Source organism: Enterobacter quasiroggenkampii, assembly GCF_043972695.1.
Lineage (GTDB): Bacteria > Pseudomonadota > Gammaproteobacteria > Enterobacterales > Enterobacteriaceae > Enterobacter > Enterobacter quasiroggenkampii.
On the sequence record NZ_CP143745.1, the window covers coordinates 565,105 to 591,733 of the forward strand.

The 26,629-nt window shown below is 54.8% G+C and carries 27 protein-coding genes; 18 read left to right on the plus strand and 9 right to left on the minus strand.

Annotated features, from left to right (window positions below; translation table 11 throughout):
* Window positions 1-5 precede the first annotated feature (5 nt).
* The 16 genes from atpB to V1572_RS02820 all read left to right on the plus strand — a co-directional run bounded on the left by atpB (window position 6) and on the right by V1572_RS02820 (window position 16,284).
* Window positions 6-821, plus strand: a complete 816-nt coding sequence (atpB, locus tag V1572_RS02745) for a F0F1 ATP synthase subunit A (RefSeq protein WP_008500193.1) — start codon at window positions 6-8, stop codon at window positions 819-821.
* Between the two features lie 49 nt (window positions 822-870).
* Window positions 871-1,110 carry a F0F1 ATP synthase subunit C gene (gene atpE, locus V1572_RS02750; protein WP_000429386.1) on the plus strand — a complete coding sequence of 80 codons (240 nt, stop codon included), beginning with the start codon at window positions 871-873 and terminating at the stop codon, window positions 1,108-1,110.
* 48 nt (window positions 1,111-1,158) lie between these two features.
* Window positions 1,159-1,629, plus strand: a complete 471-nt coding sequence (gene atpF, locus V1572_RS02755; RefSeq protein ID WP_003862370.1) for a F0F1 ATP synthase subunit B — start codon at window positions 1,159-1,161, stop codon at window positions 1,627-1,629.
* A 14-nt stretch (window positions 1,630-1,643) separates the two neighbouring features.
* Window positions 1,644-2,177, plus strand: a complete 534-nt coding sequence (atpH, locus tag V1572_RS02760; protein WP_008500192.1) for a F0F1 ATP synthase subunit delta — start codon at window positions 1,644-1,646, stop codon at window positions 2,175-2,177.
* Between the two features lie 12 nt (window positions 2,178-2,189).
* The gene (gene atpA / locus V1572_RS02765; RefSeq protein WP_003862367.1) at window positions 2,190-3,731 is read left to right on the plus strand and encodes a F0F1 ATP synthase subunit alpha; all 1,542 of its coding nucleotides are present in this window, start codon (window positions 2,190-2,192) and stop codon (window positions 3,729-3,731) included.
* Window positions 3,732-3,782: 51 nt separating this feature from the next.
* Complete coding sequence (atpG, locus tag V1572_RS02770; RefSeq protein WP_024907886.1) at window positions 3,783-4,646, plus strand: F0F1 ATP synthase subunit gamma; 864 nt, start codon at window positions 3,783-3,785, stop codon at window positions 4,644-4,646.
* Between the two features lie 31 nt (window positions 4,647-4,677).
* Window positions 4,678-6,060, plus strand: coding sequence for a F0F1 ATP synthase subunit beta (atpD, locus tag V1572_RS02775; protein ID WP_003862362.1), 1,383 nt, complete (start codon window positions 4,678-4,680; stop codon window positions 6,058-6,060).
* A 20-nt stretch (window positions 6,061-6,080) separates the two neighbouring features.
* Window positions 6,081-6,500 (plus strand): F0F1 ATP synthase subunit epsilon, encoded by a 420-nt coding sequence (locus V1572_RS02780; protein WP_003862360.1) that lies wholly within the window; start codon window positions 6,081-6,083, stop codon window positions 6,498-6,500.
* A gap of 138 nt (window positions 6,501-6,638) precedes the next feature.
* Entirely contained in the window at window positions 6,639-8,009 is a 1,371-nt protein-coding gene (gene glmU / locus V1572_RS02785; protein ID WP_126535069.1) for a bifunctional UDP-N-acetylglucosamine diphosphorylase/glucosamine-1-phosphate N-acetyltransferase GlmU, read from the plus strand.
* Between the two features lie 224 nt (window positions 8,010-8,233).
* Window positions 8,234-10,063 (plus strand): glutamine--fructose-6-phosphate transaminase (isomerizing), encoded by a 1,830-nt coding sequence (glmS, locus tag V1572_RS02790; RefSeq protein WP_395299679.1) that lies wholly within the window; start codon window positions 8,234-8,236, stop codon window positions 10,061-10,063.
* Between the two features lie 321 nt (window positions 10,064-10,384).
* Window positions 10,385-11,425: a phosphate ABC transporter substrate-binding protein PstS gene (gene pstS / locus V1572_RS02795; protein ID WP_032675678.1), complete on the plus strand. Its 1,041-nt coding sequence runs from the start codon at window positions 10,385-10,387 to the stop codon at window positions 11,423-11,425.
* Window positions 11,426-11,551: 126 nt separating this feature from the next.
* Window positions 11,552-12,511 carry a phosphate ABC transporter permease PstC gene (gene pstC, locus V1572_RS02800; RefSeq protein WP_023309793.1) on the plus strand — a complete coding sequence of 320 codons (960 nt, stop codon included), beginning with the start codon at window positions 11,552-11,554 and terminating at the stop codon, window positions 12,509-12,511.
* Window positions 12,511-13,401 carry a phosphate ABC transporter permease PstA gene (pstA, locus tag V1572_RS02805; RefSeq protein WP_024907882.1) on the plus strand — a complete coding sequence of 297 codons (891 nt, stop codon included), beginning with the start codon at window positions 12,511-12,513 and terminating at the stop codon, window positions 13,399-13,401. The genes pstC and pstA overlap by 1 nt, the downstream gene beginning before the upstream one ends.
* A 47-nt stretch (window positions 13,402-13,448) precedes the next feature.
* Window positions 13,449-14,222, plus strand: coding sequence for a phosphate ABC transporter ATP-binding protein PstB (gene pstB / locus V1572_RS02810; RefSeq protein WP_008500183.1), 774 nt, complete (start codon window positions 13,449-13,451; stop codon window positions 14,220-14,222).
* 26 nt (window positions 14,223-14,248) lie between these two features.
* On the plus strand, window positions 14,249-14,974 hold the full coding sequence (phoU, locus tag V1572_RS02815; RefSeq protein ID WP_395299680.1) for a phosphate signaling complex protein PhoU: 726 nt from the start codon (window positions 14,249-14,251) through the stop codon (window positions 14,972-14,974).
* Window positions 14,975-15,108: 134 nt separating this feature from the next.
* Window positions 15,109-16,284, plus strand: a complete 1,176-nt coding sequence (locus V1572_RS02820; protein ID WP_229226573.1) for an esterase — start codon at window positions 15,109-15,111, stop codon at window positions 16,282-16,284.
* A 30-nt stretch (window positions 16,285-16,314) separates the two neighbouring features.
* Here the strand turns inward: V1572_RS02820 and yieH are convergent, their stop codons facing one another.
* A complete protein-coding gene (gene yieH / locus V1572_RS02825) occupies window positions 16,315-16,980 on the minus strand; it encodes a 6-phosphogluconate phosphatase (protein WP_229226572.1) in 666 nt (221 codons plus the stop codon).
* Between the two features lie 165 nt (window positions 16,981-17,145).
* Here yieH and adeP point away from each other — a divergent pair, with 165 nt between their 5' ends.
* Window positions 17,146-18,483 carry an adenine permease AdeP gene (adeP, locus tag V1572_RS02830; RefSeq protein WP_021242668.1) on the plus strand — a complete coding sequence of 446 codons (1,338 nt, stop codon included), beginning with the start codon at window positions 17,146-17,148 and terminating at the stop codon, window positions 18,481-18,483.
* Window positions 18,484-18,574: 91 nt separating this feature from the next.
* Here adeP and V1572_RS02835 read toward each other — a convergent pair whose 3' ends face one another.
* The 4 genes from V1572_RS02835 to V1572_RS02850 all read right to left on the minus strand — a co-directional run bounded on the left by V1572_RS02835 (window position 18,575) and on the right by V1572_RS02850 (window position 22,162).
* Window positions 18,575-19,141 carry an NADPH-dependent FMN reductase gene (locus tag V1572_RS02835; RefSeq protein ID WP_014833835.1) on the minus strand — a complete coding sequence of 189 codons (567 nt, stop codon included), beginning with the start codon at window positions 19,139-19,141 and terminating at the stop codon, window positions 18,575-18,577.
* Between the two features lie 36 nt (window positions 19,142-19,177).
* Window positions 19,178-19,924: a 4'-phosphopantetheinyl transferase superfamily protein gene (locus tag V1572_RS02840; protein ID WP_235400630.1), complete on the minus strand. Its 747-nt coding sequence runs from the start codon at window positions 19,922-19,924 to the stop codon at window positions 19,178-19,180.
* Window positions 19,925-20,046: 122 nt separating this feature from the next.
* On the minus strand, window positions 20,047-21,018 hold the full coding sequence (gene yidZ / locus V1572_RS02845) for an HTH-type transcriptional regulator YidZ (protein WP_044597420.1): 972 nt from the start codon (window positions 21,016-21,018) through the stop codon (window positions 20,047-20,049).
* Window positions 20,987-22,162: an MFS transporter gene (locus tag V1572_RS02850; protein ID WP_048030314.1), complete on the minus strand. Its 1,176-nt coding sequence runs from the start codon at window positions 22,160-22,162 to the stop codon at window positions 20,987-20,989. The genes yidZ and V1572_RS02850 overlap by 32 nt, the downstream gene beginning before the upstream one ends.
* A gap of 353 nt (window positions 22,163-22,515) precedes the next feature.
* On the opposite strand from V1572_RS02850, the gene V1572_RS02855 reads away from it, so the two are divergent.
* On the plus strand, window positions 22,516-22,890 hold the full coding sequence (locus V1572_RS02855; protein WP_395299681.1) for a DUF6232 family protein: 375 nt from the start codon (window positions 22,516-22,518) through the stop codon (window positions 22,888-22,890).
* A gap of 74 nt (window positions 22,891-22,964) precedes the next feature.
* Here the strand turns inward: V1572_RS02855 and mnmE are convergent, their stop codons facing one another.
* The 4 genes from mnmE to rnpA all read right to left on the minus strand — a co-directional run bounded on the left by mnmE (window position 22,965) and on the right by rnpA (window position 26,628).
* Window positions 22,965-24,329, minus strand: a complete 1,365-nt coding sequence (gene mnmE / locus V1572_RS02860; protein WP_021242672.1) for a tRNA uridine-5-carboxymethylaminomethyl(34) synthesis GTPase MnmE — start codon at window positions 24,327-24,329, stop codon at window positions 22,965-22,967.
* A 72-nt stretch (window positions 24,330-24,401) separates the two neighbouring features.
* Window positions 24,402-26,045 carry a membrane protein insertase YidC gene (gene yidC / locus V1572_RS02865; RefSeq protein ID WP_048030316.1) on the minus strand — a complete coding sequence of 548 codons (1,644 nt, stop codon included), beginning with the start codon at window positions 26,043-26,045 and terminating at the stop codon, window positions 24,402-24,404.
* A gap of 2 nt (window positions 26,046-26,047) precedes the next feature.
* Window positions 26,048-26,305, minus strand: coding sequence for a membrane protein insertion efficiency factor YidD (gene yidD / locus V1572_RS02870; protein WP_001307474.1), 258 nt, complete (start codon window positions 26,303-26,305; stop codon window positions 26,048-26,050).
* On the minus strand, window positions 26,269-26,628 hold the full coding sequence (rnpA, locus tag V1572_RS02875; protein WP_024907873.1) for a ribonuclease P protein component: 360 nt from the start codon (window positions 26,626-26,628) through the stop codon (window positions 26,269-26,271). The genes yidD and rnpA overlap by 37 nt, the downstream gene beginning before the upstream one ends.
* Window position 26,629: the final 1 nt, after the last annotated feature.

Below are 26,629 nucleotides of genomic sequence, written 5' to 3' on the forward strand. Positions count from 1 at the left end.
GCATCATGGCTTCAGAAAATATGACGCCGCAGGATTACATAGGTCACCATCTGAATAACCTTCAGCTGGACCTGCGTACATTCTCGCTGGTGGATCCACATAACCCCCCGGCCACCTTCTGGACGATCAACATCGACTCCATGTTCTTCTCGGTGGTTTTGGGTCTTCTGTTCCTGGCCATGTTCCGCGGTGTTGCTAAACGAGCGACCAGCGGTGTACCAGGGAAATTCCAGACCTTCATCGAAATGATCATCGGCTTCGTCCATGGCAGCGTCAAAGACATGTACCATGGCAAGAGCAAGCTGATTGCTCCGCTGGCCCTGACCGTGTTCGTTTGGGTCTTCCTGATGAACCTGATGGACCTGCTGCCAATCGATCTGCTGCCGTTCATCGGCGAGCACATCTTCGGCCTGCCAGCACTGCGTGTGGTACCGTCTGCGGACGTGAACATCACCCTGTCGATGGCGCTGGGCGTGTTTATCCTGATTCTTTTCTACAGCATCAAAATGAAAGGCGTAAGCGGCTTTGTGAAAGAGCTTACCTTGCAGCCGTTCAACCACTGGGCGTTTATTCCGGTCAACCTGATCCTGGAAGGCGTTAGCCTGCTGTCCAAACCTGTTTCACTGGGTCTGCGACTGTTCGGCAACATGTATGCGGGTGAGCTGATTTTCATTCTGATCGCGGGTCTTCTGCCGTGGTGGTCACAGTGGGTTCTGAATGTGCCGTGGGCCATTTTCCACATCCTGATCATTACGCTGCAAGCCTTTATCTTCATGGTTCTGACGATCGTCTATCTGTCGATGGCGTCTGAAGAGCACTGATTTTTTACCAACACTACTACGTTTTAATTGAAACAAACTGGAGACTGTCATGGAAAACCTGAATATGGATCTGCTGTACATGGCTGCCGCTGTGATGATGGGTCTGGCGGCTATCGGTGCTGCGATCGGTATCGGCATCCTCGGGGGCAAATTCCTGGAAGGCGCTGCGCGTCAACCTGATCTGATTCCTCTGCTGCGTACTCAGTTCTTTATCGTTATGGGTCTGGTGGATGCTATCCCAATGATCGCTGTAGGTCTGGGTCTGTACGTGATGTTTGCTGTCGCGTAGTAGTAGTTTTAAAACCCTAAGCCACAGATATTAAAGAGGTATTGTGCTGTGAACATGAACGCAACAATCCTCGGCCAGGCCATCGCGTTTATTCTCTTTGTCTGGTTCTGCATGAAGTATGTATGGCCGCCTTTAATGGCTGCCATCGAAAAACGTCAGAAAGAAATTGCTGACGGTCTGGCTTCTGCAGAACGCGCTAAGAAAGATTTGGACCTTGCACAGGCCAACGCGACAGACCAGCTGAAAAAAGCGAAAGCGGAAGCTCAGGTTATCATCGAACAGGCTAACAAACGCCGTTCGCAGATCCTGGACGAAGCCAAAGCTGAAGCAGAACAGGAACGTACTAAGATCGTGACACAGGCTCAGGCTGAAATTGAAGCTGAGCGTAAACGTGCTCGTGAAGAACTGCGTAAGCAGGTTGCGATTCTGGCTGTTGCTGGCGCCGAGAAGATCATCGAACGTTCCGTGGATGAAGCTGCTAACAGCGACATCGTGGACAAACTTGTCGCTGAACTGTAAGGAGGGAGGGGCTGATGTCTGAATTTGTTACGGTAGCTCGCCCCTACGCCAAAGCAGCTTTTGACTTTGCTATCGAACACCAAAATGTCGATCGCTGGCAGAATATGCTGGCGTTTGCCGCTGAGGTGACGAAAAACGAACAAATGGCCGAGTTGCTTTCCGGTGCGTTAGCACCTGAAACCCTCGCCGCGTCGTTTATCGCCGTGTGCGGAGAGCAACTGGATGCCAACGGCCAGAACCTGATTAAGGTGATGGCAGAGAATGGTCGTCTCCGTGTGCTCCCGGATGTTCTCGAGCAGTTTGAGCACTTACGTGCCCTTAGTGAAGCTACCGCTGAAGTCGAAGTGACTTCTGCGACTGAACTGAGTGACGAACAGCTTGCGAAAATTACCGCCGCGATGGAAAAACGTCTGTCACGCAAAGTTAAGCTGAATTGCAAAATCGATAAGTCTGTAATGGCAGGCGTAATCATCCGCTCGGGTGATATGGTCATTGATGGCAGCGTACGCGGCCGTCTTGAGCGCCTTGCAGACGTCTTGCAGTCTTAAGGGGACTGGAGCATGCAACTGAATTCCACCGAAATCAGCGAACTGATCAAGCAGCGCATTGCTCAGTTCAATGTTGTGAGTGAAGCTCACAACGAAGGTACTATTGTTTCTGTAAGTGACGGTGTTATCCGCATCCACGGCCTGGCCGATTGTATGCAGGGTGAGATGATTTCCCTGCCGGGTAACCGTTACGCTATCGCACTGAACCTGGAGCGCGACTCCGTTGGTGCAGTTGTGATGGGTCCATACGCTGACCTCGCCGAAGGCATGAAGGTTAAGTGTACTGGCCGTATTCTGGAAGTGCCGGTTGGCCGTGGCCTGCTGGGTCGCGTTGTTAACACCCTGGGTGCGCCAATCGACGGTAAAGGTCCGGTTGAGCACGATGGCTTCTCCCCAATCGAAGTTATCGCACCGGGCGTTATCGACCGTCAGTCCGTAGATCAGCCTGTTCAGACAGGTTATAAGTCCGTTGATGCCATGATCCCAATCGGTCGTGGTCAGCGTGAACTGATCATCGGTGACCGTCAGACCGGTAAAACCGCGATGGCTATCGACGCCATCATCAACCAGCGTGACTCCGGCATCAAATGTGTGTACGTGGCCATCGGCCAGAAAGCGTCCACCATTTCCAACGTGGTTCGTAAACTGGAAGAGCACGGCGCACTGTCTAACACCATCGTTGTGGTGGCGACCGCGTCTGAATCTGCTGCACTGCAATACCTGGCGCCATACGCCGGTTGCGCAATGGGCGAATACTTCCGTGACCGCGGTGAAGATGCGCTGATCGTATACGATGACCTGTCTAAACAGGCTGTTGCTTATCGTCAGGTTTCCCTGCTGCTCCGTCGTCCACCTGGACGTGAAGCGTTCCCTGGCGACGTATTCTACCTCCACTCTCGTCTGCTGGAGCGTGCTTCTCGCGTTAACGCGGAATACGTCGAGAACTTCACCAAAGGTGAAGTGAAGGGTAAAACGGGCTCTCTGACCGCTCTGCCGATCATTGAAACCCAGGCGGGTGACGTTTCTGCGTTCGTTCCGACCAACGTAATCTCCATTACCGATGGTCAGATCTTCCTGGAAACCAACCTGTTTAACTCCGGTATTCGTCCGGCAGTTAACCCGGGTATCTCCGTATCCCGTGTTGGTGGTGCTGCTCAGACCAAGATCATCAAGAAACTGTCCGGTGGTATCCGTACCGCGCTGGCACAGTATCGTGAACTGGCTGCGTTCTCTCAGTTCGCATCCGATCTGGACGAAGCAACCCGTAAACAGCTGAGCCACGGTCAGAAAGTGACCGAGCTGCTGAAGCAGAAACAGTACGCACCAATGTCTGTTGCTCAGCAGGGCCTGGTTCTGTTCGCGGCTGAACGCGGTTACCTCGAAGATGTGGAACTGGCGAAAATCGGTAGCTTCGAAGCCGCTCTGCTGGCTTACGTCGACCGTGATCACGCTCCGCTGATGCAAGAGATCAACCAGACCGGTGGCTATAACGACGAAATCGAAGGCAAGCTGAAAGCTATCCTCGATTCCTTCAAAGCAACCCAATCCTGGTAATCGTCCGGCGGCTTGTCTCAGGACAAGCCGCCTGGCATTGAGGAGAAGCTCATGGCCGGCGCAAAAGAGATACGTAGTAAGATCGCAAGCGTCCAGAACACGCAAAAGATCACTAAAGCGATGGAGATGGTCGCCGCTTCCAAAATGCGTAAATCGCAGGATCGCATGGCGGCCAGCCGTCCTTATGCAGAAACCATGCGCAAAGTGATTGGTCACCTTGCAAACGGTAATCTGGAATATAAGCACCCTTACCTGGAAGAACGCGACGTTAAGCGCGTGGGCTACCTGGTGGTGTCGACCGACCGTGGTCTGTGTGGCGGCTTGAACATTAACCTGTTCAAAAAACTGCTGGCGGATATGAAAGCATGGTCTGAAAAAGGCGTTCAGTGCGATATCGCAATGATCGGCTCTAAAGGCGTCTCTTTCTTTAATTCCGTTGGTGGCAACATTGTCGCTCAGGTGACCGGTATGGGTGATAACCCGTCCCTGTCCGAACTGATCGGCCCGGTTAAAGTGATGTTGCAGGCTTATGATGAAGGCCGTCTGGACAGACTGTACGTTGTCAGCAACAAATTCATTAACACCATGTCTCAGGTTCCAACGCTCACTCAGATGCTGCCGTTACCGGCATCAGAAGATGGCGAGCTGAAGCAAAAAACCTGGGATTACCTGTATGAACCCGATCCGAAACCGCTGCTGGATACCCTGCTGCGTCGTTACGTTGAATCTCAGGTTTATCAGGGCGTTGTAGAAAACCTGGCCAGCGAGCAGGCCGCACGAATGGTGGCGATGAAAGCCGCGACCGATAATGGCGGCAGCCTGATTAAAGAGCTGCAGTTGGTTTACAACAAAGCTCGTCAGGCCAGCATTACTCAGGAACTCACCGAGATCGTCTCGGGGGCCGCCGCGGTTTAACCAGGTTTACGAATTACGTAGAGGATTCAAGATGGCTACTGGAAAGATTGTCCAGGTAATCGGCGCCGTGGTGGACGTCGAGTTCCCTCAGGACGCCGTACCACGCGTGTACGACGCGCTTGAGGTACAGAATGGTAACGAGAGCCTGGTGCTGGAAGTTCAGCAGCAGCTCGGCGGCGGTATCGTGCGTACCATCGCGATGGGTTCTTCCGACGGTCTGCGTCGTGGTCTGGAAGTAAAAGACCTTGAGCACCCGATCGAAGTCCCGGTAGGTAAAGCAACACTGGGTCGTATCATGAACGTATTGGGTCAGCCAATCGACATGAAAGGCGACATCGGTGAAGAAGAGCGTTGGGCTATCCACCGCGCGGCACCTTCCTACGAAGAGCTGTCCAGCTCTCAGGAACTGCTGGAAACCGGTATCAAAGTTATCGACCTGATGTGTCCGTTTGCGAAGGGCGGTAAAGTTGGTCTGTTCGGTGGTGCGGGTGTAGGTAAAACCGTAAACATGATGGAGCTGATCCGTAACATCGCGATCGAGCACTCCGGTTACTCTGTGTTTGCGGGCGTAGGTGAACGTACTCGTGAGGGTAACGACTTCTACCACGAAATGACCGACTCCAACGTTCTGGACAAAGTATCCCTGGTTTACGGCCAGATGAACGAGCCACCTGGAAACCGTCTGCGCGTTGCGCTGACCGGCCTGACGATGGCTGAGAAGTTCCGTGACGAAGGCCGTGACGTTCTGCTGTTCGTTGATAACATCTATCGTTACACCCTGGCCGGTACTGAAGTATCTGCACTGCTGGGTCGTATGCCTTCAGCGGTAGGTTATCAGCCTACGCTGGCGGAAGAGATGGGTGTTCTTCAGGAACGTATCACCTCTACCAAAACCGGTTCTATCACCTCCGTTCAGGCGGTATACGTACCTGCGGATGACTTGACTGACCCATCACCAGCCACCACCTTTGCGCACTTAGATGCAACCGTGGTACTGAGCCGTCAGATCGCGTCTCTGGGTATCTACCCGGCCGTTGACCCGCTGGACTCCACCAGCCGTCAGCTGGATCCACTGGTTGTTGGTCAGGAACACTACGACACCGCGCGTGGCGTACAGTCCCTGCTGCAGCGTTACCAGGAACTGAAAGACATCATCGCCATCCTGGGTATGGATGAACTGTCTGAAGAAGACAAACTGGTGGTAGCACGTGCGCGTAAGATCCAGCGCTTCCTGTCCCAGCCGTTCTTCGTTGCGGAAGTATTCACCGGTTCTCCAGGTAAATACGTTTCCCTGAAAGACACCATCCGTGGCTTTAAAGGCATCATGGAAGGCGAATACGATCACCTGCCAGAGCAGGCGTTCTACATGGTTGGTTCCATCGAAGAAGCTGTGGAAAAAGCCAAAAAACTTTAACGCCTTAATCGGAGGGTGATATGGCAATGACTTACCACCTGGACGTCGTCAGCGCAGAGCAACAAATGTTCTCTGGTCTGGTCGAGAAAATCCAGGTAACGGGTAGTGAAGGTGAACTGGGTATTTTCCCGGGTCACGCACCGCTGCTCACCGCCATTAAGCCTGGTATGATCCGCATCGTTAAACAGTTCGGTCACGAAGAGTTTATCTATCTGTCCGGCGGCATTCTTGAAGTGCAGCCTGGCAGTGTGACCGTTCTGGCCGATACCGCTATTCGTGGCCAGGATCTCGACGAAGCGCGAGCCCTGGAGTCGAAGCGTAAGGCTGAAGAGCACATTAACAGCTCTCATGGTGACGTGGATTACGCTCAGGCGTCTGCGGAGCTGGCCAAAGCGATCGCGAAACTGCGCGTTATCGAGTTGACCAAAAAAGCGATGTAACACCGGCTTGAAAAGCACAAAAGCCAGTCTGGATAACAGGCTGGCTTTTTTTTTCGGCCTTAATTCATGCTGAAAAAGATGTAGAATTTTAAGCATCAAACGTTTTTACTTCTCACTCAAACTACCGTCAGGATGCGTATGTCAAACAGTGCGATGAGCGTGGTGATCCTTGCCGCAGGCAAAGGGACCCGCATGTATTCCGACCTGCCTAAAGTGCTTCACACGCTTGCAGGAAAGCCAATGGTGCAGCATGTCATTGATGCAGCGAATGAACTAGGTGCTAATCAGGTTCACCTGGTCTACGGCCACGGCGGCGATCTGCTTAAAAAGACGCTGAGCGACGACAAGCTCAACTGGGTGCTTCAGGCTGAACAGTTGGGTACAGGCCATGCCATGCAGCAGGCAGCGCCCTTCTTTGCGGATGACGAAGACATTTTGATGCTCTACGGCGATGTCCCGCTGATCTCTGTTGAAACACTGACTCGCCTGCGTGAAGCCAAACCGCAGGGCGGCATCGGTTTATTAACCGTCGTGCTGGACGATCCAACCGGTTATGGCCGTATCACCCGTGAAAACGGCAACGTTACGGGTATTGTTGAGCATAAAGATGCCAGTGAGGCGCAGCGTCAGATTCAGGAGATCAACACCGGTATCCTGATTGCCAATGGCGCGGATATGAAGCGCTGGCTGTCGAAGCTCAACAACAACAATGCGCAGGGTGAATACTACATCACCGACATTATTGCGATGGCGTACCACGAAGGGCGCGAGATTGCGGCAGTCCATCCGGCGCGCATCAGCGAAACCGAAGGGGTGAATAACCGTCTTCAACTTTCCCGCCTTGAGCGTGTTTATCAGTCCGAACAGGCTGAAAAACTGCTGCTGGCAGGCGTGATGCTGCGCGATCCGGCGCGTTTCGATCTGCGTGGCTCATTATCTCATGGGCGTGACGTTGAGATTGATACTAACGTTATCCTCGAGGGTAACGTGACGTTGGGCAACCGCGTCAAAATTGGCGCCGGCTGCGTGATCAAAAACAGCATCATCGGTGACGACTGCGAAATCAGCCCGTACAGCGTGGTGGAAGATGCCCGTCTGGACGTGGCCTGTACTATCGGCCCGTTTGCGCGCCTGCGCCCGGGTGCTGAGCTGCTGGAAGGCGCTCACGTGGGTAACTTCGTGGAGATGAAAAAAGCGCGTCTGGGTAAAGGATCTAAAGCCGGCCATCTGACCTATCTGGGCGACGCGGAAATTGGCAATAACGTGAATATTGGTGCAGGGACGATTACCTGTAACTATGACGGCGCCAATAAGTTTAAAACGATCATTGGTGATGACGTGTTCGTTGGCTCCGATACGCAGCTGGTGGCGCCTGTTACTGTGGGTAACGGGGTGACTATTGCCGCTGGAACAACCGTAACGCGCGATGTGGCCGAGAACGAGCTGGTATTAAGCCGCGTTCCGCAGGTCAGCAAGCAGGGCTGGAAACGCCCGGTGAAGAAAAAGTAACAGCAAGGCGGGTAGCGCTACGCTTACCCGCCCTACGATTGAGTAGGCCTGATAAGGCGTAGCCGTCATCAGGCAAACCCGGGAGAGGAGATAAATATATATCTCCCCCCACAAGCAGTACCCATAACAATAACCCCACTCTCTACAAGGCTCGGGGCGCCCGGAAAGGGCAAATACAGGTCAGCGACAACGCAGGCATAATGCCTAAATTCGGAATATAAATTATGTGTGGAATTGTTGGCGCAGTTGCGCAGCGTGATATTGCTGAAATCCTTCTCGAAGGTTTACGTCGTCTGGAATACCGTGGTTACGACTCTGCCGGTCTGGCTGTCGTCGATGCAGAAGGTCATATGACCCGTCTGCGTCGTCTCGGTAAAGTGCAGATGCTGGCCCAGGCCGCGGAAGAACATCCGCTGCACGGGGGAACCGGTATTGCGCATACCCGCTGGGCGACGCACGGCGAACCGTCTGAAGGCAACGCGCACCCGCATGTGTCTGAACACATCGTGGTTGTGCACAACGGCATTATCGAAAACCACGAACCGCTGCGCGAAGCACTGAAAGCGCGCGGCTACACCTTCGTCTCTGAAACGGACACCGAAGTGATTGCTCACCTGGTGCACTGGGAGCTGGAGCAGGGCGGCACACTGCGTGAGGCGGTGCTGCGTGCTATCCCTCAGCTGCGCGGTGCGTACGGTACGGTGATCATGGATTCCCGCGATCCGTCCACGCTGCTGGCCGCGCGTTCCGGTAGCCCGATGGTTATCGGTCTGGGCATGGGTGAAAACTTTATCGCCTCTGACCAGCTGGCGCTCCTGCCGGTCACCCGCCGCTTTATCTTCCTGGAAGAGGGGGATATCGCCGAAGTGACTCGCCGCAGCGTGACCGTGTTCGATACCAAAGGCGAGCAGGTGAAGCGCCAGGAGATCGAATCTAACCTGCAGTACGACGCGGGCGACAAAGGCGCTTACCGTCACTACATGCAGAAAGAGATTTACGAGCAGCCAAACGCCATCAAAAACACCCTGACCGGGCGCATCAGCCACGGTGAAGTGGATCTGAGCGAGCTGGGTGCAAATGCGAATGAACTGCTCAGCAAGGTTGAGCACATTCAGATCGTGGCCTGCGGCACCTCCTACAACTCCGGTATGGTCTCTCGCTACTGGTTTGAATCCCTGGCTGGCGTGCCGTGTGATGTGGAAATTGCGTCTGAATTCCGCTATCGCAAATCTGCGGTGCGTCGTAACAGCCTGATGATCACCCTTTCCCAGTCTGGTGAAACGGCGGATACCCTGGCTGCGCTGCGACTGTCTAAAGAGCTGGGTTACCTGGGCTCTCTGGCCATCTGTAACGTCCCGGGCTCTTCCCTGGTGCGTGAATCCGATCTGGCGCTGATGACCAAAGCGGGTACCGAAATCGGCGTGGCCTCCACTAAAGCGTTTACCACTCAGCTGACCGTTCTGCTGATGCTGGTGGCGAAGCTGGCGCGTCTGAAAGGCGAAGATGCTTCCGTTGAGCATGACATCGTTCATGGTCTGCAGGCGCTGCCGAGCCGTATTGAGCAGATGCTGTCTCAGGACAAACGCATTGAAGCCCTGGCGGAAGATTTCTCTGACAAGCATCACGCCCTGTTCCTGGGTCGTGGCGATCAGTATCCGATTGCGCTGGAAGGCGCGCTGAAGCTGAAAGAGATCTCCTATATTCACGCTGAAGCGTATGCGGCAGGCGAACTGAAACACGGCCCGCTGGCGCTGATTGACGCCGATATGCCGGTCATCGTTGTGGCACCCAACAACGAACTGCTGGAAAAACTGAAATCTAACATCGAAGAAGTGCGCGCCCGCGGCGGTGTCCTGTACGTCTTCGCCGACAAAGATGCCGGTTTCGCCAGCAGCGACAACATGCACATCATCGAGATGCCGCATGTGGAAGAGGTGATTGCACCGATCTTCTACACCGTTCCGCTGCAGCTGCTTGCTTACCACGTGGCGCTGATCAAAGGCACCGACGTCGACCAGCCGCGTAACCTGGCGAAATCGGTCACTGTAGAATAAACCCTTCAGGCTCCACCTTCGGGTGGAGCTTTTTTATCCTGCCTGGTTTGTTTTTCATCAATCCTTTCTCATTTTTAATAATGACAATTTGTCATCTTCAGCTACTTTTTTCAGTGTCACATAAAGAAAATATTTCTGAAAACAACCTGTCATAAAAGTGGCTAACTCGATGAAAATTAAGCTTTGTTTTGTTTAATTTTAAGTTAAATTTTCATTGTCATAAAACTGTCATAATTCGTACATTTATCTGTCACCTGTTTGTCCTATTTTGCTCATCGTAGCCACTAAACAACGATTTACGAAAATCTTGCAGGAGACATTATGAAAGTTATGCGTACCACTGTCGCAACTGTTGTCGCCGCGACCTTATCTCTGAGCGCGTTCTCTGTATTTGCAGAAGCAAGCCTGACTGGCGCTGGTGCAACCTTCCCTGCGCCGGTGTATGCCAAATGGGCGGATACCTACCAGAAAGAAACCGGTAACAAGGTTAACTATCAGGGTATCGGCTCCTCCGGTGGCGTGAAACAAATTACCGCGAACACGGTTGATTTCGGCGCGTCTGACGCTCCGCTGTCAGATGACAAACTGGCTCAGGAAGGCCTGTTCCAGTTCCCTACCGTGATCGGTGGCGTGGTTCTGGCCATCAACCTGCCGGGCGTGAAGTCGGGCGAGCTGGTGCTGGACGGCAAAACGCTGGGTGACATCTACCTGGGCAACATCAAAAAATGGGATGACGAAGCGATCGCTAAGCTCAACCCAGGCCTGAAGCTGCCTTCTCAGAACATCGCCGTGGTTCGCCGCGCGGATGGTTCCGGTACCTCTTTCGTGTTCACCAGCTACCTGGCGAAAGTGAACGAAGAGTGGAAATCTAAAGTCGGCTCCGGCTCTACCGTTAACTGGCCTACCGGTCTGGGCGGTAAAGGTAACGACGGTATCGCCGCGTTCGTACAGCGTCTTCCTGGCTCCATCGGCTACGTAGAGTATGCGTACGCGAAGCAGAACAACCTGTCCTACACCAAACTGGTTTCTGCCGACGGCAAACCGGTTAGCCCGACCGAAGAGAACTTTGCTAACGCCGCCAAAGGCGCTGACTGGAGCAAATCCTTCGCGCAGGATCTGACTAACCAGAAGGGCGAAGGTGCATGGCCAATCACCTCTACCACCTTCATCCTGGTGCACAAAGAGCAGAAGAAACCTGAGCAGGGCGCTGAAGTGCTGAAGTTCTTCGACTGGGCATACAAAAACGGCGGCAAACAGGCTAACGCTCTGGATTACGCCACCCTGCCGGACAACGTGGTTGAGCAGATTCGCGCTGCATGGAAAACCAACGTAAAAGACAGCAGCGGTAAAGCATTGTATTAATTTAGCATTCTGACGAAAATGGCGGGTGGCGCTTGCGCTTACCCGCCCTACGGTTCCGACTGTAGGCCGGCTAAGCGCAAGCGCCACCCGGCGATTTCGTAAACGCGTTTAACAGAAGAGTAATTTATGGCTGCAACCAAGCCTGCATTTAACCCTCCGGGTAAAAAAGGTGACATGATTTTCAGCGCGCTGGTCAAACTGGCTGCGCTGATTGTGCTATTGCTGCTGGGCGGCATTATCGTGTCTCTGATTTTCTCCTCCTGGCCGAGCATCCAGAAATTCGGTTTCTCCTTCCTGTGGACCAAAGAGTGGGACGCGCCGAACGACATCTACGGTGCCCTGGTGCCAATTTACGGCACGCTGGTGACCTCGTTCATCGCCCTGCTGATTGCGGTTCCGGTAAGCTTTGGTATTGCCCTGTTCCTGACGGAGCTGGCGCCGGGCTGGCTCCGTCGTCCGCTGGGGATCGCCATTGAACTGCTGGCAGCTATTCCGAGTATCGTCTACGGCATGTGGGGCCTGTTCATCTTTGCGCCACTGTTCGCCACGTACTTCCAGGAACCGGTGGGTAACGTCCTCTCTGCCATTCCGTTTGTGGGGGCCCTGTTCTCTGGCCCGGCTTTCGGTATCGGCATTCTGGCGGCTGGCGTGATCCTCGCCATCATGATTATTCCGTACATTGCGGCGGTTATGCGCGATGTCTTCGAACAAACGCCGGTGATGATGAAAGAGTCGGCCTACGGTATCGGCTGCACCACCTGGGAAGTGATCTGGCGCATCGTCCTTCCGTTCACCAAAAATGGGGTGATCGGGGGCGTGATGCTGGGCTTAGGTCGCGCGCTGGGTGAAACCATGGCAGTCACCTTTATCATCGGTAACACCTACCAGCTCGACAGCGCGTCGCTCTATATGCCGGGTAACAGTATTACCTCTGCGCTGGCGAATGAATTTGCGGAAGCGGAATCGGGTCTGCACGTCGCGGCGCTGATGGAGCTGGGTCTGATTCTGTTCGTTATTACCTTCATTGTTCTGGCGATTTCCAAGCTGATGATTATGCGTCTCGCTAAAAATGAGGGAGCACGCTAATGGCCACTCTCGAAATGCAAGCAACTGCTGAACTGGCGGAATCCCGCCGCAAAATGCAGGCCAGACGCCGCATGAAAAACCGCATTGCCCTGACGCTCTCTATGGCGACGATGGCATTCGGCCTGTTCTGGCTGGTCTGGATCCTCTTCTCGACGGTCGTTCGCGGGATTGACGGAATGTCACTGTCGCTGTTCACCGAAATGACGCCGCCGCCGAACACGGCGGGTGGTGGCCTGGCGAATGCCCTGGCGGGCAGCGGACTGCTGATCCTCTGGGCGACGGTCTTCGGCACGCCGCTGGGCATCATGGCGGGGATCTACCTGGCAGAATACGGCCGTAAATCCTGGCTGGCGGAAGTGATTCGCTTCATTAACGACATTTTGTTGTCAGCCCCGTCTATCGTCGTGGGTCTGTTCGTTTACACCGTGGTGGTGGCGCAGATGGAACACTTCTCCGGCTGGGCGGGCGTCATTGCGCTGGCGCTGCTGCAGGTGCCGATTGTGATTCGAACCACCGAGAACATGCTGAAACTGGTGCCGGACAGCCTGCGTGAAGCGGCTTACGCGCTGGGTACGCCGAAATGGAAGATGATCTCTGCGATTACGCTGAAGGCGTCGGTCTCCGGGATCATGACCGGTATCCTGCTGGCGGTGGCGCGTATCGCGGGTGAAACGGCACCGCTGCTGTTTACGTCCCTCTCCAACCAGTTCTGGAGCACGGACATGATGCAGCCGATCGCCAACCTGCCGGTGACGATCTTTAAATTTGCGATGAGCCCCTTCGCGGAATGGCAGCAACTGGCCTGGGCCGGGGTGCTGATCATTACCCTTTGCGTACTGTTGCTGAACATTCTGGCGCGCGTCATTTTCGCGAAGAAGAAACACGGTTAATTTTTTACGGCGCGGCAGATCGCGGCGCCGAATGAGGAAATGAGTCAATGAGTATGGTTGATACTGCCCCGGGTAAGATTCAGGTTCGTGATTTGAACTTCTACTACGGCAAATTCCATGCCCTGAAGAACATCAACCTGGATATCGCAAAGAACCAGGTCACGGCATTTATCGGTCCGTCCGGCTGTGGGAAATCCACGCTGCTGCGTACCTTTAACAAAATGTATTCGCTCTATCCGGAGCAGCGCGCTGAAGGGGAAATCATCCTCGATGGTGAAAACATTCTGACCCAGGCTCAGGATATTGCCCTGCTGCGTGCGAAAGTGGGGATGGTGTTCCAGAAACCCACGCCGTTTCCGATGTCTATTTATGACAACATTGCGTTTGGTGTGCGTCTGTTTGAAAAGCTCTCCCGTGCCGATATGGATGAGCGCGTGCAGTGGGCTTTGACCAAGGCCGCATTATGGAACGAAACCAAAGATAAGTTGCACCAGAGCGGGTACTCTCTCTCCGGTGGTCAGCAGCAGCGTCTGTGCATTGCGCGCGGTATTGCGATTCGCCCGGAAGTGTTGCTGCTGGATGAGCCGTGTTCAGCGCTGGACCCGATTTCAACCGGTCGTATTGAAGAACTGATCACCGAGCTGAAGCAGGATTACACCGTGGTTATCGTGACCCACAACATGCAGCAGGCTGCACGTTGCTCCGATCACACGGCGTTTATGTACCTGGGTGAATTGATTGAGTTCAGTAACACGGACGATCTGTTCACTAAGCCCGCGAAGAAACAAACCGAAGATTATATTACTGGCCGCTACGGTTGATTTGCCTTAGTGCATGTGGAGAAACCATGGACAACCTCAATCTTAATAAACACATTTCCGGCCAGTTCAACGCAGAGCTGGAAAGCATTCGCACCCAGGTGATGACCATGGGCGGCATGGTCGAGCAGCAGCTTTCTGATGCGATTACGGCGATGCACAACCAGGACAGCGCTCTGGCGAAGCGCGTCATTGAAGGCGACAAAAACGTCAACATGATGGAAGTCGCTATCGACGAAGCCTGCGTGCGCATTATCGCGAAGCGTCAGCCGACGGCGAGCGACCTGCGTCTGGTGATGGCGATCATCAAAACCATCGCCGAGCTGGAACGTATCGGCGACGTTGCGGATAAAATCTGCCGTACCGCGCTGGAGAAGTTCTCTCAGCAGCATCAGCCGCTGCTGGTCAGCCTGGAGTCGCTGGGCCGCCACACCGTGCAGATGCTGCACGACGTGCTGGATGCCTTTGCACGTATGGATCTGGACGAAGCGGTGCGTATCTACCGCGAAGACAAGAAAGTCGATCAGGAGTATGAAGGCATCGTGCGTCAGCTGATGACCTACATGATGGAAGATTCCCGTACGATCCCAAGCGTACTGACGGCCCTGTTCTGCGCGCGCTCCATCGAGCGTATTGGCGACCGCTGCCAGAACATTTGCGAGTACATTTTCTACTTCGTGAAGGGTCAGGACTTCCGTCACGTGGGCGGCGACGAGCTGGACAAGCTGCTGGCGGGTAAAGATCCGAAAGAGTAATCCTGTCATCTGATAATAACGCCGGTACTTACCGGCGTTATTATTTCTATGGTAATCACAATTCTCCCCTTCATCCGTTGCCTGACGTTCGAAACGCGCTAACGTGAGACGAAAAAAACAGCAAAGGATGGGATATGAAAAATTCATTAGCATGCCTGGCGATGGCTATCAGCATCGGGATCGGTGCTGGAACAAACGTGATTGCCGCACCGTTGCCAGCGACACCCGACCCGGCTACCCCGGTCAGCCGCTATGTGACGCAGGTCAATGCGGATAAAAGCATTACGTTTCGCCTGTTTGCGCCCGGCGCTACGCGAGTCTCCGTGGTGACAGGGTCAATGCCTGAAACCCAGGTTTCCCATGATATGACGAAAGAGAAAAATGGCGTCTGGACATGGAAAAGTGAGCCGATGGCCCCGAATCTCTACGAATATTATTTCGACATCGATGGTTATCGTTCAGTCGACACGGGAAGCCGTTATCAAAAACCTCAGCGGCAGGTGAACACCAGCCTGATTCTGGTTCCGGGCAGCATTCTCGACGATCGTGCCGTACCGCATGGCGATCTCACCACCCTGACCTGGCACTCGCCGTCACTCAAGTCAGAGCGCCGCGTTTATGTATGGACTCCCCCTGGCTACAACGGCAAAGGGGAACCTCTACCGGTGCTCTACTTCTACCATGGCTTTGGGGATACCGGGCTCTCAGCAATCGATCAGGGCCGCCTGCCGCAAATGATGGATAACCTGATGGCCGAGGGAAAAATCAAACCGATGCTGGTGGTCGTTCCCGACACCGAGACGGAGAGCGCTGAGGCCATTCCCGAGAATTTCCCCCCGGCAGAACGACGAAAGTCTTTCTATCCGCTTAATGCGAAAGCCGCAGACCGTGAACTGATGAGCGAGATTATTCCGCTGGTGGATACACGCTTCAACGTGCGTAAAGATGCTGATGGCCGGGCGCTGGCGGGGTTGTCACAGGGCGGCTATCAGGCGCTGGTCTCCGGTATGAACCATCTGGACAGCTTCGGCTGGCTGGGAACGTTCAGCGGCGTTACCACAACAACCGTACCTGACGACGGCGTGGCCGCACGCTTTAAGCAGCCGGAGGCCATTAACCGGCAGTTGCATAACTTCACCGTCGTCGTGGGAGAGCGCGATTCGGTGACCGGCAAAGATATCGCCGGTCTGAAAGCGGAGCTGGAAAAACAGGGCATCAAATTCGACTATAAAATGTACCCCGGTCTGAATCACGAAATGGATGTCTGGCGTCCGGCCTATGCTGAGTTTGTTCAAAAGCTCTTCAGATAAACCTGTCGCCCTCCCTGCGGGAGGGTCTGCTTAACGCGTAATATTCCACCCGCGGGCCTTCCACAGCGCGGGTAGCTGCGCCAGATCGGTGAAGGTCGTGACTTTGGGATGATCGATCGGCTTGTTGTGCGGGTCGGCGCAGAAATAAAACACCTCCATTCCTGCATCAATTCCCGACTGCGCGCCCGCAGACGAGTCATCCACCAGAATGCAGTTCTCTACGTTAACGTTCATCGCCTTTGCCGCATGGAACATCAGTGCCGGGTCCGGCTTCCAGCGCTGGATATCGTAGCCGCTGAACAATTTTTCCGGGAAGTGGTGCAGCATCTCAAGCTTGCCCAGCGAGTGCTGCATTTTGCTGACCGGACCGTTGGAGACCACGCAGATCGGCACCATCATGGCATCCAGCAGCGCGTTTGCGCCCGGAATCACCTCCAGCTCCGAATCGAACAGGCGTGCAACCTCGGCGCGGTACACCGGTTCCAGAGCCGCCTTCTCAAGAACGACGCCGTGTTCTTCGTTAATGATGTCGATGATCTCGTAGAGCTTCACGCCCTTAAAGCGTTTAAACACCTCTTCGAGTTCCAGCGTAATGCCAAATTCCTGGAACATGGCCACATACGCGCGGGAACAAATGACCTCACTGTCGACCAGCGTACCGTCGCAGTCGAAAAATACCGCTTCAATTCCGGACATGCCTTTCCCTTTTAACCAGTTTAACGTTTACGTACGGCAGTTCACCGGAACGCAATCGTTGCCGTATAAGCAAATTCAATGAAAAAAGTATCACGTAACCGCCACTATTGTCGCATTTTGGTATAGGATAGCGACGAATTTTCCCTCCTTGTTCGGAAATTGATGATGAGTCAACAACACACTACCCAGACATCTGGTCAGGGTCTGCTTGAGCGCGTGTTTAAACTGCGCGAGCACGGCACGACGGCACGCACCGAAGTGATCGCCGGTTTCACCACCTTCCTGACGATGGTCTATATCGTTTTTGTTAACCCTCAAATTCTGGGCGTTGCTGGCATGGATACCAGCGCCGTCTTCGTAACAACCTGTCTGATCGCGGCCCTTGGCAGCATTCTGATGGGCGTGTTCGCTAACCTGCCGGTCGCGCTGGCACCGGCGATGGGCCTGAATGCGTTCTTTGCCTTCGTGGTGGTTCAGGCGATGGGTCTGCCGTGGCAGGTGGGTATGGGCGCCATCTTCTGGGGCGCGGTTGGCCTGCTGTTGCTGACCATTTTCCGCGTGCGTTACTGGATGATTGCGAACATCCCCGTGAGCCTGCGCGTGGGCATTACCAGCGGTATCGGTCTGTTTATCGGGATGATGGGGCTGAAAAACGCCGGTGTTATCGTGGCGAACCCGGATACGCTGGTGAGCATCGGTCACCTGACCTCTCATAACGTGCTGCTGGGCGTGCTGGGCTTCTTTATCATCGCGATCCTGGCTTCCCGCAATATTCATGCGGCGGTGCTGGTGTCCATCGTGGTCACCACGCTGCTGGGCTGGATGTTGGGCGACGTTCACTATAACGGCATCGTTTCCGCGCCACCGAGCGTCTCTACCGTTGTTGGCCATGTTGATCTGGCGGGTTCCCTGAACCTGGGCCTGGCGGGCGTGATTTTCTCCTTCATGCTGGTGAACCTGTTTGACTCCTCCGGTACGCTGATTGGCGTGACCGACAAAGCGGGTCTGGCAGATGAGAAAGGCAAATTCCCGCGCATGAAGCAGGCGCTGTTTGTGGACAGTATCTCCTCTGTGACCGGCTCATTTATCGGGACCTCGTCTGTGACCGCTTACATTGAATCCTCTTCCGGGGTTTCTGTGGGCGGCCGTACCGGCCTGACGGCGGTTGTCGTGGGTATTCTGTTCCTGCTGGTGATCTTCCTCTCGCCGCTGGCGGGCATGGTGCCTCCGTACGCTGCGGCCGGCGCGCTGATCTATGTGGGTGTGCTGATGACCTCCAGCCTGTCTCGCGTGAAGTGGGATGATTTAACCGAAGCGGTGCCGGCGTTTATTACCGCCGTGATGATGCCGTTCAGCTTCTCGATTACCGAAGGTATCGCGCTGGGCTTTATCTCTTACTGCGTAATGAAGATCGGTACCGGCCGCTTCCGCGACCTCAGCCCGTGCGTCATCGTTGTGGCGCTGCTGTTTGTACTGAAGATTGTGTTTATTGACGCGCACTAAGGTGCGGTTTGTGGTGTCAGGTGGCGCTTCGCTTACCTGACCTACTGACGAGTGTAGGCCCGGTAAGCGCTAGCGCCACCGGGCTTTTTTATCAGGCTTTGACCCGCTTAATGTAATCCCCGAACGCCGTCAGCTGGCCAGAGAGATGGTCGCGCGTGCTCTGATCCACCACTTCACCCGTTTGCGGGTCGACCTTGTTCTGAATCACTCCGCCCATAAATTCCGGCTTGTTCATCACCATCGCATCGAGGAAGACCAGGATCTGACGCAGGTGATACTGGCAGCGCGCGCCGCCAATCGCGCCCATGGAGCTGGTCTGGATCAGCACCGGTTTGCCTGACAGCGGCTGCTCAGGTAAACGGGACAGCCAGTCGATGGCATTCTTCAGACCACCGGGTACAGAGTAGTTGTACTCTGGCGTGACGATGACCACGCCGTCAGCCTGGCGAATCTGCTCTGCCAGCGCTTCAACGCTCTGCGGGAACCCTTCTTCCTGCTGTACGTCAGCATCATAAAGCGGAATATCGCCAATAGACGGCAGGGCGCTAATTTCCATACCTGCAGGTGCCAGCTGTGGCAGCGTGCGGGCTACCATCCCGTTAAATGAACCTTTGCGCAGGCTTCCCAGTAACGTAACAACTTTCAACGTATCAGACATGATTACTCCTGTTTCATCATGATGACCCTGATTGGATCAGCTAAGGGTGAATGCTTTTTCTGCCGGTAAACTGGTTAATCGCATCAGACGTGCGGCGGGCTCGTTGGCGCGCTCGGGCACATCAGGAAGGCTACGCCATCCCTGTTGACTGTCAAATTCCCAGATTTTCATGCGTTCGATGGCGGGGGTCACCGCGATGGACCAGATAAGCACATCCTCCGCGTCGCAGAGCGCTTCTACCAGCGTGGCCTGGGTGGCGCGCAGACGTCCGGAGCCAGGCAACAGCTGCAGCAGGCTGGTGTCGTCTGAGGCGCATCCGCAGAGCTTACGAATGCTCTGGCGCAGGGTAATGAGTTGCGCTCTGGCTTCGACAGGATCGTTCTGGTTGCGTACCCACAGCTTCTCATTGCTGGAGAGCGGATAGTCTTCATGCGCGTTACCACCGTGGAAGCTGCGCGTCGCGCGCTGAAGCTCCATATCAAGCCCACAGTCCCCTTCGGTGGTCAGCGCGACCCCAATGATATTGCCCGTGTAGGCAATGGAAAAACGAGGGAGATCCGGGTCCGCAAAGACCGGACGGCCTTCTGGCTGGGTAATGATGTCCGGCAGCTCGCTGGTGCCGTACAGCATAAACATCAGTTCCGCGAGAAGCGCCCGGGACGCTAAAAACCGCGACCTGCGGTGCTCTGGAAGCGTGAGTGCTTCACGGTGACAGGCTGAAGAAATTCTTGCCGATACGAGACGTCCTTCTGTAAGTATCCCTCTTGCAAAGTGCGTAGCCATTTTTCGCTCCTTGATAATGGTCGTAATCGGTTAAACGGTTACATGATTATCGCTTAACTTGCCTCCTGTTTTAATCAGTAAATGGAAGTAAGAGAAGCCTTAGGACCGAACTTTACATTTTCTTAGGCAAAAATTGGATCGCTCGCACCGTACAGCGCCTTGATGGTCTCCCGCAGCCAGAGAATTTTGGGATTATGGCTGTTCCGTTTATGCCAGATCAGCGTGAAGGGCACGGTCAATTTATCCGCCTGCTCCTCATCAATCGGAATGGGAAGGGCGATCAGCTTCCGCTGGTGGAGTTCATTGTAGTGGTGACAGTAGTGCGGGGCGGTGGCGATATAGTGATGGCCGGGCTGCGCCGCCATAAACATCGCCTGTTCGAAGCCCGGCAGGCTCATGGCGATCGTGCGCTCGCGTCCCATCTCCTTTAGCACCTCATCCAGCGCCCAGGTATCGCTGCGTTCCCAGAAGATGCTGATATGGGGATAGCGCAGGAAGGTCTCCAGATTCCACTCTTGCTGAAGCGCCGGATGATCCTCGCGCAGATAGACGCAGGGGCGGTCGCTGAACAGGATTTCGTAGTCGATAAACCACGGCATCAGCTTAAGCAGCTCGCGGGATCGCGGATGCGTTTCACGCCCGGTGAAGCCCAAATCCACCTCGCCACGCGTAATCGCGTCCAGCGAGTCGTAATCCCACTGGCGCATTTTCACCGTCGCCTGCGGATAGCGCTGGTTCACCTGCTCCAGCAGGGTATTGAAGCGGATCAGCATCAGCGGCGTTTCCGCGGCCAGCACGAACGTCAGCCCGCCCGGAGAGTCATGGTGGAATTTATCGAGGATCTGGTTGCCGATTTGCATCCAGTCAGCCAGATCCTGCTCCAGGCTCACCGTCAGCGGCGTCGGCAGCAGCCCTAGCGGCGTTTTGACAAACAGCGGATCATCGAACCAGTCGCGCAGCTTAGCCAGCGATTTGCTCACCGCTGACGGCGTCACGTTCATCCGCTTCGCCGCTTTGGTAACGCTGCGCTCCTGCAGCAAAAGCTGCAGGCACAGCAACAGGTTAAGATCGAGACTGCTGATGGGCTTCTTCATAGTGCGCCGCGGGCTGGATGACCATAAGTAAGGTAATGCAGAGTATGCTACAGCCAATCAGAACCCCGATCAGCATATTCAGCGCGTTAAGCCCGATGACCGCCGCCAGCCAAATCCACAGCGACGAGCCGCAGACCTGTGCGATACCCAGCACCGAGCTGGCCACGCCTGCCCGCAGCGAGAAGGGACCAAGCGCCTGGCTCATCGCCACGCCAAAGCCAACCGAGAACCCGGCGCAAATGAGCGTAATGCCCACCAGCATCACCGCATGTGAGCTGGTAGTCGCCAGGATCGCGCCTGCGGCGAGGAATAAAACCTGTGAGGTCAGCATCAGCGTGCGCTGGCGGAAGATATTCAGCGCAAACGGGGTGGAGAACGACACAGCCATACTGACCAGAGCGGTTAATGCCATCACCGTGGAATACTCACCGCGATCGAAGCCCATGGTCTCCATCAGCAACACCGGGGAAACGTTTACATAGGTCAGGATCACCGCCACGCTTAACGTGGTCACGGCCAGACGGCTGAGGAAAAAGCGGTTGAGAAGCTTCTCTGCCGGGTGAATGGTTGCGGTATGGCCGGTATTCTGCGAGCCCGGGTGGGTCTCTTTCAGCACGGCGATCGACAGGATAAACACCAGCGCGCCCATCGCCGCCATGGTCCAGAACAGGCTCTGCCACGGGAATTTCAGCATGATCAGATAGCCCACGACCGGGGCCAGCACCGGGATGATGCAGGTAATGCCGTTCAGCATCGACAGCACTTTGGCGCGACGCTGGGCGCTTAAGGTGTCGCGCAAAATGGCAAACGCCACCACGTAGCAACCGCCCGCCCCGATGCCCTGGATAAAGCGCCCGGTCAGAAACACGGTGCTGTTTTGCGCCTGTGAGCAAAGAAGGGACGCCAGGGCAAAAACGATGGCTCCGGCGATAGCGACAGGCTGACGGCCTGCTTTATCCGCGATCTTCCCGGCAAAGACCATCGACGACGCCATCCCCGCGAGGTAGGCCGAAAACGCAATATGCAGCTGCGCTTCGCTGGCGCCCAGATCGCGGGCGATATGCGGTAATCCCACCAGATACATATCAATACCGGACGGATAAAGCAGAACTAATGCGAAACTACAAAACAGAAAACGCGCCATAAACCCCCCATAGATGCAGGCATGCAGGATAGGGGGTGAAAAGGGAATAGGCGAGTTGCCATTTGGACAATGGTGATTTCCTGAGAGGAAAACCAATCTCTCACTGTTTTATGAATCTGACCTTTGCGAGGAGATACTTCGGATTAACAGGGATACAAGGCTATGAAATTGTCTGTTTCAGTTATTTTGCAACAGTAGTATTTTAATTAATGAACATCTCCTTTTTTGGTAGGAGATATAGATAATCGACTCATTGCAAATTTTATATAAAGTATTAAATAATTCTGTTCTGAAACCGATAACTAAAGAAAACATCTTTTTACTACAAACAGCTCAGCCTCAAGGACATAAAAATGGAAGAAACCGAGTTTTACAGAAATGGGAATGTTAGCATTACTAATGCAAGGTTTATTGTAGGTTCAACAACATATGCAATGAACGGTGTGACATCAGTTAAACGTGGTCAAACAGATCCTTCAAAGGTTGGACCAATCATTTTGGTACTGATTGGTATCACAATGGTATTCATCGCCGCATCTTTATTGACGAAAGCAATTGGTGTGGTCATTGTGGTGGTTGCTATTGCATGGTTTAAAGCAATCAAGCCTGATTATATTGTTTACCTGAATAGTTCCTCTGGAGAGTCACAGGCACTGACCAGTCAAGATAAACAATATATTGACGATGTGATTAATTCCTTGAACAACGCCATAATTCATCGCGGTTAATATAACTACAGGTGACTTATGAATACGTGATTATCATAAGTCGCCTGTAGATATTGAACACCCCCGATAAGTGATTACTTACCAATACAGAAGCTCGAGAAGATCCGTCCCAGCAGATCGTCCGACGTAAACTCCCCGGTGATCTCGCTCAGATTCTGCTGTGCCAGACGCAGCTCTTCCGCCAGCAGTTCGCCCGCCCACGCGCCGATCAGCTGCGCTTTACCCTGAACGAGATGGTTCGCCGCTTCTTCCAGCGCCTGAAGGTGACGGCGACGCGCGAGGAAGCCGCCTTCCATGCTGGTGTCAAAGCCCATGCTCTGCTTGAGATGGTTACGCAGGTCGTCCACGCCTTCACCGGTCCGCGCCGACAGGCGAATCAGTGAGTGACCATTCACATCGCTGATACCGAGCGTTTCGCCGGTCACGTCCGCTTTGTTACGCACCACGGTGATCGGCAGTTTAGCCGGCAGACGGGCGATAAAGTCCGGCCAGATCTCCGCCGGGTCAACGGCGTCGGTCGTGGTGCCGTCCACCATAAACAGCACGCGGTCGGCCTGCTCGATCTCCTGCCAGGCGCGTTCGATACCGATGCGCTCAACCTCGTCGCTGGCATCGCGCAGACCGGCGGTATCGATGATGTGCAGCGGCATGCCGTCGATGTGGATGTGCTCGCGCAGCACGTCGCGAGTGGTACCGGCAATGTCGGTCACGATTGCCGCTTCACGGCCCGCCAGGGCGTTCAGCAGGCTCGATTTCCCGGCGTTAGGGCGTCCGGCAATCACCACCTTCATCCCTTCGCGCAGCAGGCTGCCCTGGCGCGCTTCGGCGCGAACGGCGTCGAGATCGGCCATCACCTGGTTGAGCTGGGCTTCAATTTTACCGTCAGAGAGAAAATCGATCTCCTCATCCGGGAAGTCGATAGCCGCTTCCACGTAGATGCGCAGGTGAGTAAGTGCTTCCACAAGGTGATTCACACGCGCGGAGAATGCCCCCTGCAGCGAGTTCAGGGCGGAGCGGGCCGCCTGCTCGGAGCTGGCGTCGATCAGGTCAGCAATGGCCTCCGCCTGCGCCAGGTCGAGCTTGTCGTTGAGGAAGGCACGTTCGGAGAACTCGCCCGGCTTCGCAATGCGCAGGCCCGGCAGGGTCAGGATCCGTTTTAACAGCAGGTCGAGGATAACCGGGCCGCCGTGGCCCTGCAGCTCCAGCACGTCTTCACCGGTAAAGGAGTTCGGGCCGGGGAACCACAGCGCAATGCCCTGGTCCAGCGGCGTGCCGTCGGTATCTTTAAACGGCAGGTAATCAGCGTAGCGCGGCTTTGGCAGCTTACCCAGTACCGCTTCGGCCACCTCGCGCGCCTTCAGGCCGGAGATGCGCAGAATGCCTACACCACCGCGTCCCGGTGGGGTTGCCTGGGCGACGATAGTGTCGTTATGGCTCATGGTTGCTCTCGTTCAATACAAATAAAAAAGGCGGTCAATCGACCGCCCTTATTTTAGCGTTAACTTATCGGATCAGGACTTTTTCTTTTCGCGGCTATGCAGGCCACGTTTTTCCAGACCACGGTAAATCAGCTGCTGCTGGATAATGGTCACCAGGTTGCTGACGATATAGTACAGCACCAGACCTGACGGGAACCACAGGAAGAACACGGTGAAGATGACCGGCATAAAGGTCATAATCTTCTGCTGCATCGGGTCGGTCACGGTGGTCGGCGACATCTTCTGGATGAAGAACATCGTCACGCCCATCAGGATCGGCAGGATGTAGTACGGGTCCTGTGCGGACAGGTCATGGATCCACAGTGCGAACGGCGCGTGGCGCAGCTCAACGGAACCCATCAGCATGTAGTACAGCGCAAGGAAGATTGGCATCTGAATCAGCAGCGGGAAGCAACCACCCAGTGGGTTCACTTTCTCTGCTTTATACAGGGCCATCATCTCCTGGCTCTGACGCTGTTTGTCATCGCCCAGACGCTCACGCATTGCCTGAATCTTCGGCTGCAGCATGCGCATCTTCGCCATGGAGGTGTACTGCGCTTTTGTCAGCGGGTACATGATGCCACGAACGATGAAGGTGATAACGATGATGGAGAAGCCCCAGTTACCCAGGAAGCTGTGGATGAACTTCAGCAGCTTAAACAGCGGCTGAGAGATGAACCACAACCAACCGTAATCCACGGTCAGATCCAGGTGCGGCGCAACAGCGGCCATTTTGTCCTGAATTTCCGGGCCGACCCACAGGGTGCTTGCCAGCTTACCGGTTTGACCCGGCTGTACCAGAACCGGCTGAGATTTGTAGCCGATGGCTGCAAGACCGTTACCCAGGTTCGCGGTGTAGAAGTTGTTGGTACCGTCGTTATTTGGCACCCATGCCGTTGCGAAATACTGCTGCAGCATCGCCACCCAACCGCCTTTAGCGCTGACGTTCAGGTTTTCGTTATCGGCAATGGTGTCGAATTTGTATTTCTCGTACTTCGCGTCAGGCGTGGAGTACGCCGCGCCACGGAAGGTATGCAGCGCAAAGTTGCTGCTTCCGGTGTCACGGTGTGACGGCAGATTGATGGACTGCTTCAGCTGGCCAAAGGTCGACAGCTCCAGCGGTTTCGCACTGGCGTTCTGTACGCTGTAGCCCACGTTCACCGCATATTCACCGCGCTTCAGGGTGAAGGTTTTGGTGAAGGTGTTGCCTGCGGTATCGGTGTACGTCATCGGGATCACGAGTTCGTTCTGACCATCAGCCAGCACAAAGGTGTCGTTCTCGACGTTATACAGTGGACGCGCACCGTTAGCCGGGTTATCCGGGCCATCACGACCGGTCAGGCCGCTCTGCGCCTGGTAGATAAACTCAGGCGTGGTTTCCAGTAACTGGAACGGTTCGTTAGACTTCAGCTCTTTCGGGTAGGTTAACAGCAGCGCCTGCTCAACATCACCACCACGGGTGTTGATAGTCAGCTCAAGCACATCGGTCTTAACCGTAATCTGTTTCCCCTGGCCACTGGCCGGTACGCCCTGGTCGGCGGCGCTACCCGCTGCGGTGGTCGTTGTCTGCGTGACCTGCTGTTGTGGTTGAGGATTTTTATCCTGCTCCCACGCCTGCCAGATCATGAAAGACACGAACAACAAAGCGATGATAAGAAGATTGCGTTGCGAATCCATCGTTAGTGTTCTCTGGTATCAAAGGGTCCTGGGGGGACGGGGTCGTCTCCACCTGGGTGTAAAGGGTGGCATTTTAATACGCGTTTCACCGTCAACCAACTGCCTTTTATCACTCCAAACCTGCGCAATGCCTCAATTCCGTAGCTTGAGCATGTTGGTGTGAAACGGCAGTGCGGCCCGAGTAGCGGACTAATCAGGCGTTGATAGACCCGAATGAGGGCTATCAGGACCCGTGAGCCAGGCGACAGTGGCGGCGCCATAATTTTTCCAACGCTTCCGAGAGAGCACGGTTATCGAGGTCGGCAACCCCTTTCTTCGCCACCACCACGAAATCCATTGAAGGCAGTTCGTGCTGACGTAAACGGAAGCTTTCACGCGTCAGACGTTTAATCCGATTGCGTTCATGCGCACGCTTAACATTTTTCTTGGCGACTGTGAGACCGATGCGGGGATGCCCCAGCGAATTTTGGCGGCCGAGGATGGTGATTTGCGGCGTGCCAGCCCGTTGTGGCTGCTGGAAGACGAAAGTGAAATGAGCGGGAGTTAACAAACGTAACTCCCTGGGAAATGCTAGCTTAACCACT

Coding starts and splice junctions, on each gene's coding strand:
- yidZ (WP_044597420.1), bottom strand. CDS start 21,018: ATGAAGAAGCCCATCAGCAGTCTCGATCTTAACCTGTTGCTGTGCCTG.
- V1572_RS02835 (WP_014833835.1), bottom strand. CDS start 19,141: ATGTCTGATACGTTGAAAGTTGTTACGTTACTGGGAAGCCTGCGCAAA.
- adeP (WP_021242668.1), top strand. CDS start 17,146: ATGAGTCAACAACACACTACCCAGACATCTGGTCAGGGTCTGCTTGAG.
- V1572_RS02855 (WP_395299681.1), top strand. CDS start 22,516: ATGGAAGAAACCGAGTTTTACAGAAATGGGAATGTTAGCATTACTAAT.
- yidC (WP_048030316.1), bottom strand. CDS start 26,045: ATGGATTCGCAACGCAATCTTCTTATCATCGCTTTGTTGTTCGTGTCT.
- yidD (WP_001307474.1), bottom strand. CDS start 26,305: ATGGCGCCGCCACTGTCGCCTGGCTCACGGGTCCTGATAGCCCTCATT.
- V1572_RS02840 (WP_235400630.1), bottom strand. CDS start 19,924: ATGGCTACGCACTTTGCAAGAGGGATACTTACAGAAGGACGTCTCGTA.
- pstS (WP_032675678.1), top strand. CDS start 10,385: ATGAAAGTTATGCGTACCACTGTCGCAACTGTTGTCGCCGCGACCTTA.
- glmU (WP_126535069.1), top strand. CDS start 6,639: ATGTCAAACAGTGCGATGAGCGTGGTGATCCTTGCCGCAGGCAAAGGG.
- V1572_RS02820 (WP_229226573.1), top strand. CDS start 15,109: ATGAAAAATTCATTAGCATGCCTGGCGATGGCTATCAGCATCGGGATC.
- atpA (WP_003862367.1), top strand. CDS start 2,190: ATGCAACTGAATTCCACCGAAATCAGCGAACTGATCAAGCAGCGCATT.
- atpD (WP_003862362.1), top strand. CDS start 4,678: ATGGCTACTGGAAAGATTGTCCAGGTAATCGGCGCCGTGGTGGACGTC.
- pstB (WP_008500183.1), top strand. CDS start 13,449: ATGAGTATGGTTGATACTGCCCCGGGTAAGATTCAGGTTCGTGATTTG.
- atpG (WP_024907886.1), top strand. CDS start 3,783: ATGGCCGGCGCAAAAGAGATACGTAGTAAGATCGCAAGCGTCCAGAAC.
- phoU (WP_395299680.1), top strand. CDS start 14,249: ATGGACAACCTCAATCTTAATAAACACATTTCCGGCCAGTTCAACGCA.
- yieH (WP_229226572.1), bottom strand. CDS start 16,980: ATGTCCGGAATTGAAGCGGTATTTTTCGACTGCGACGGTACGCTGGTC.
- glmS (WP_395299679.1), top strand. CDS start 8,234: ATGTGTGGAATTGTTGGCGCAGTTGCGCAGCGTGATATTGCTGAAATC.
- atpH (WP_008500192.1), top strand. CDS start 1,644: ATGTCTGAATTTGTTACGGTAGCTCGCCCCTACGCCAAAGCAGCTTTT.
- atpE (WP_000429386.1), top strand. CDS start 871: ATGGAAAACCTGAATATGGATCTGCTGTACATGGCTGCCGCTGTGATG.
- atpB (WP_008500193.1), top strand. CDS start 6: ATGGCTTCAGAAAATATGACGCCGCAGGATTACATAGGTCACCATCTG.
- V1572_RS02780 (WP_003862360.1), top strand. CDS start 6,081: ATGGCAATGACTTACCACCTGGACGTCGTCAGCGCAGAGCAACAAATG.
- pstA (WP_024907882.1), top strand. CDS start 12,511: ATGGCCACTCTCGAAATGCAAGCAACTGCTGAACTGGCGGAATCCCGC.
- V1572_RS02850 (WP_048030314.1), bottom strand. CDS start 22,162: ATGGCGCGTTTTCTGTTTTGTAGTTTCGCATTAGTTCTGCTTTATCCG.
- mnmE (WP_021242672.1), bottom strand. CDS start 24,329: ATGAGCCATAACGACACTATCGTCGCCCAGGCAACCCCACCGGGACGC.
- pstC (WP_023309793.1), top strand. CDS start 11,552: ATGGCTGCAACCAAGCCTGCATTTAACCCTCCGGGTAAAAAAGGTGAC.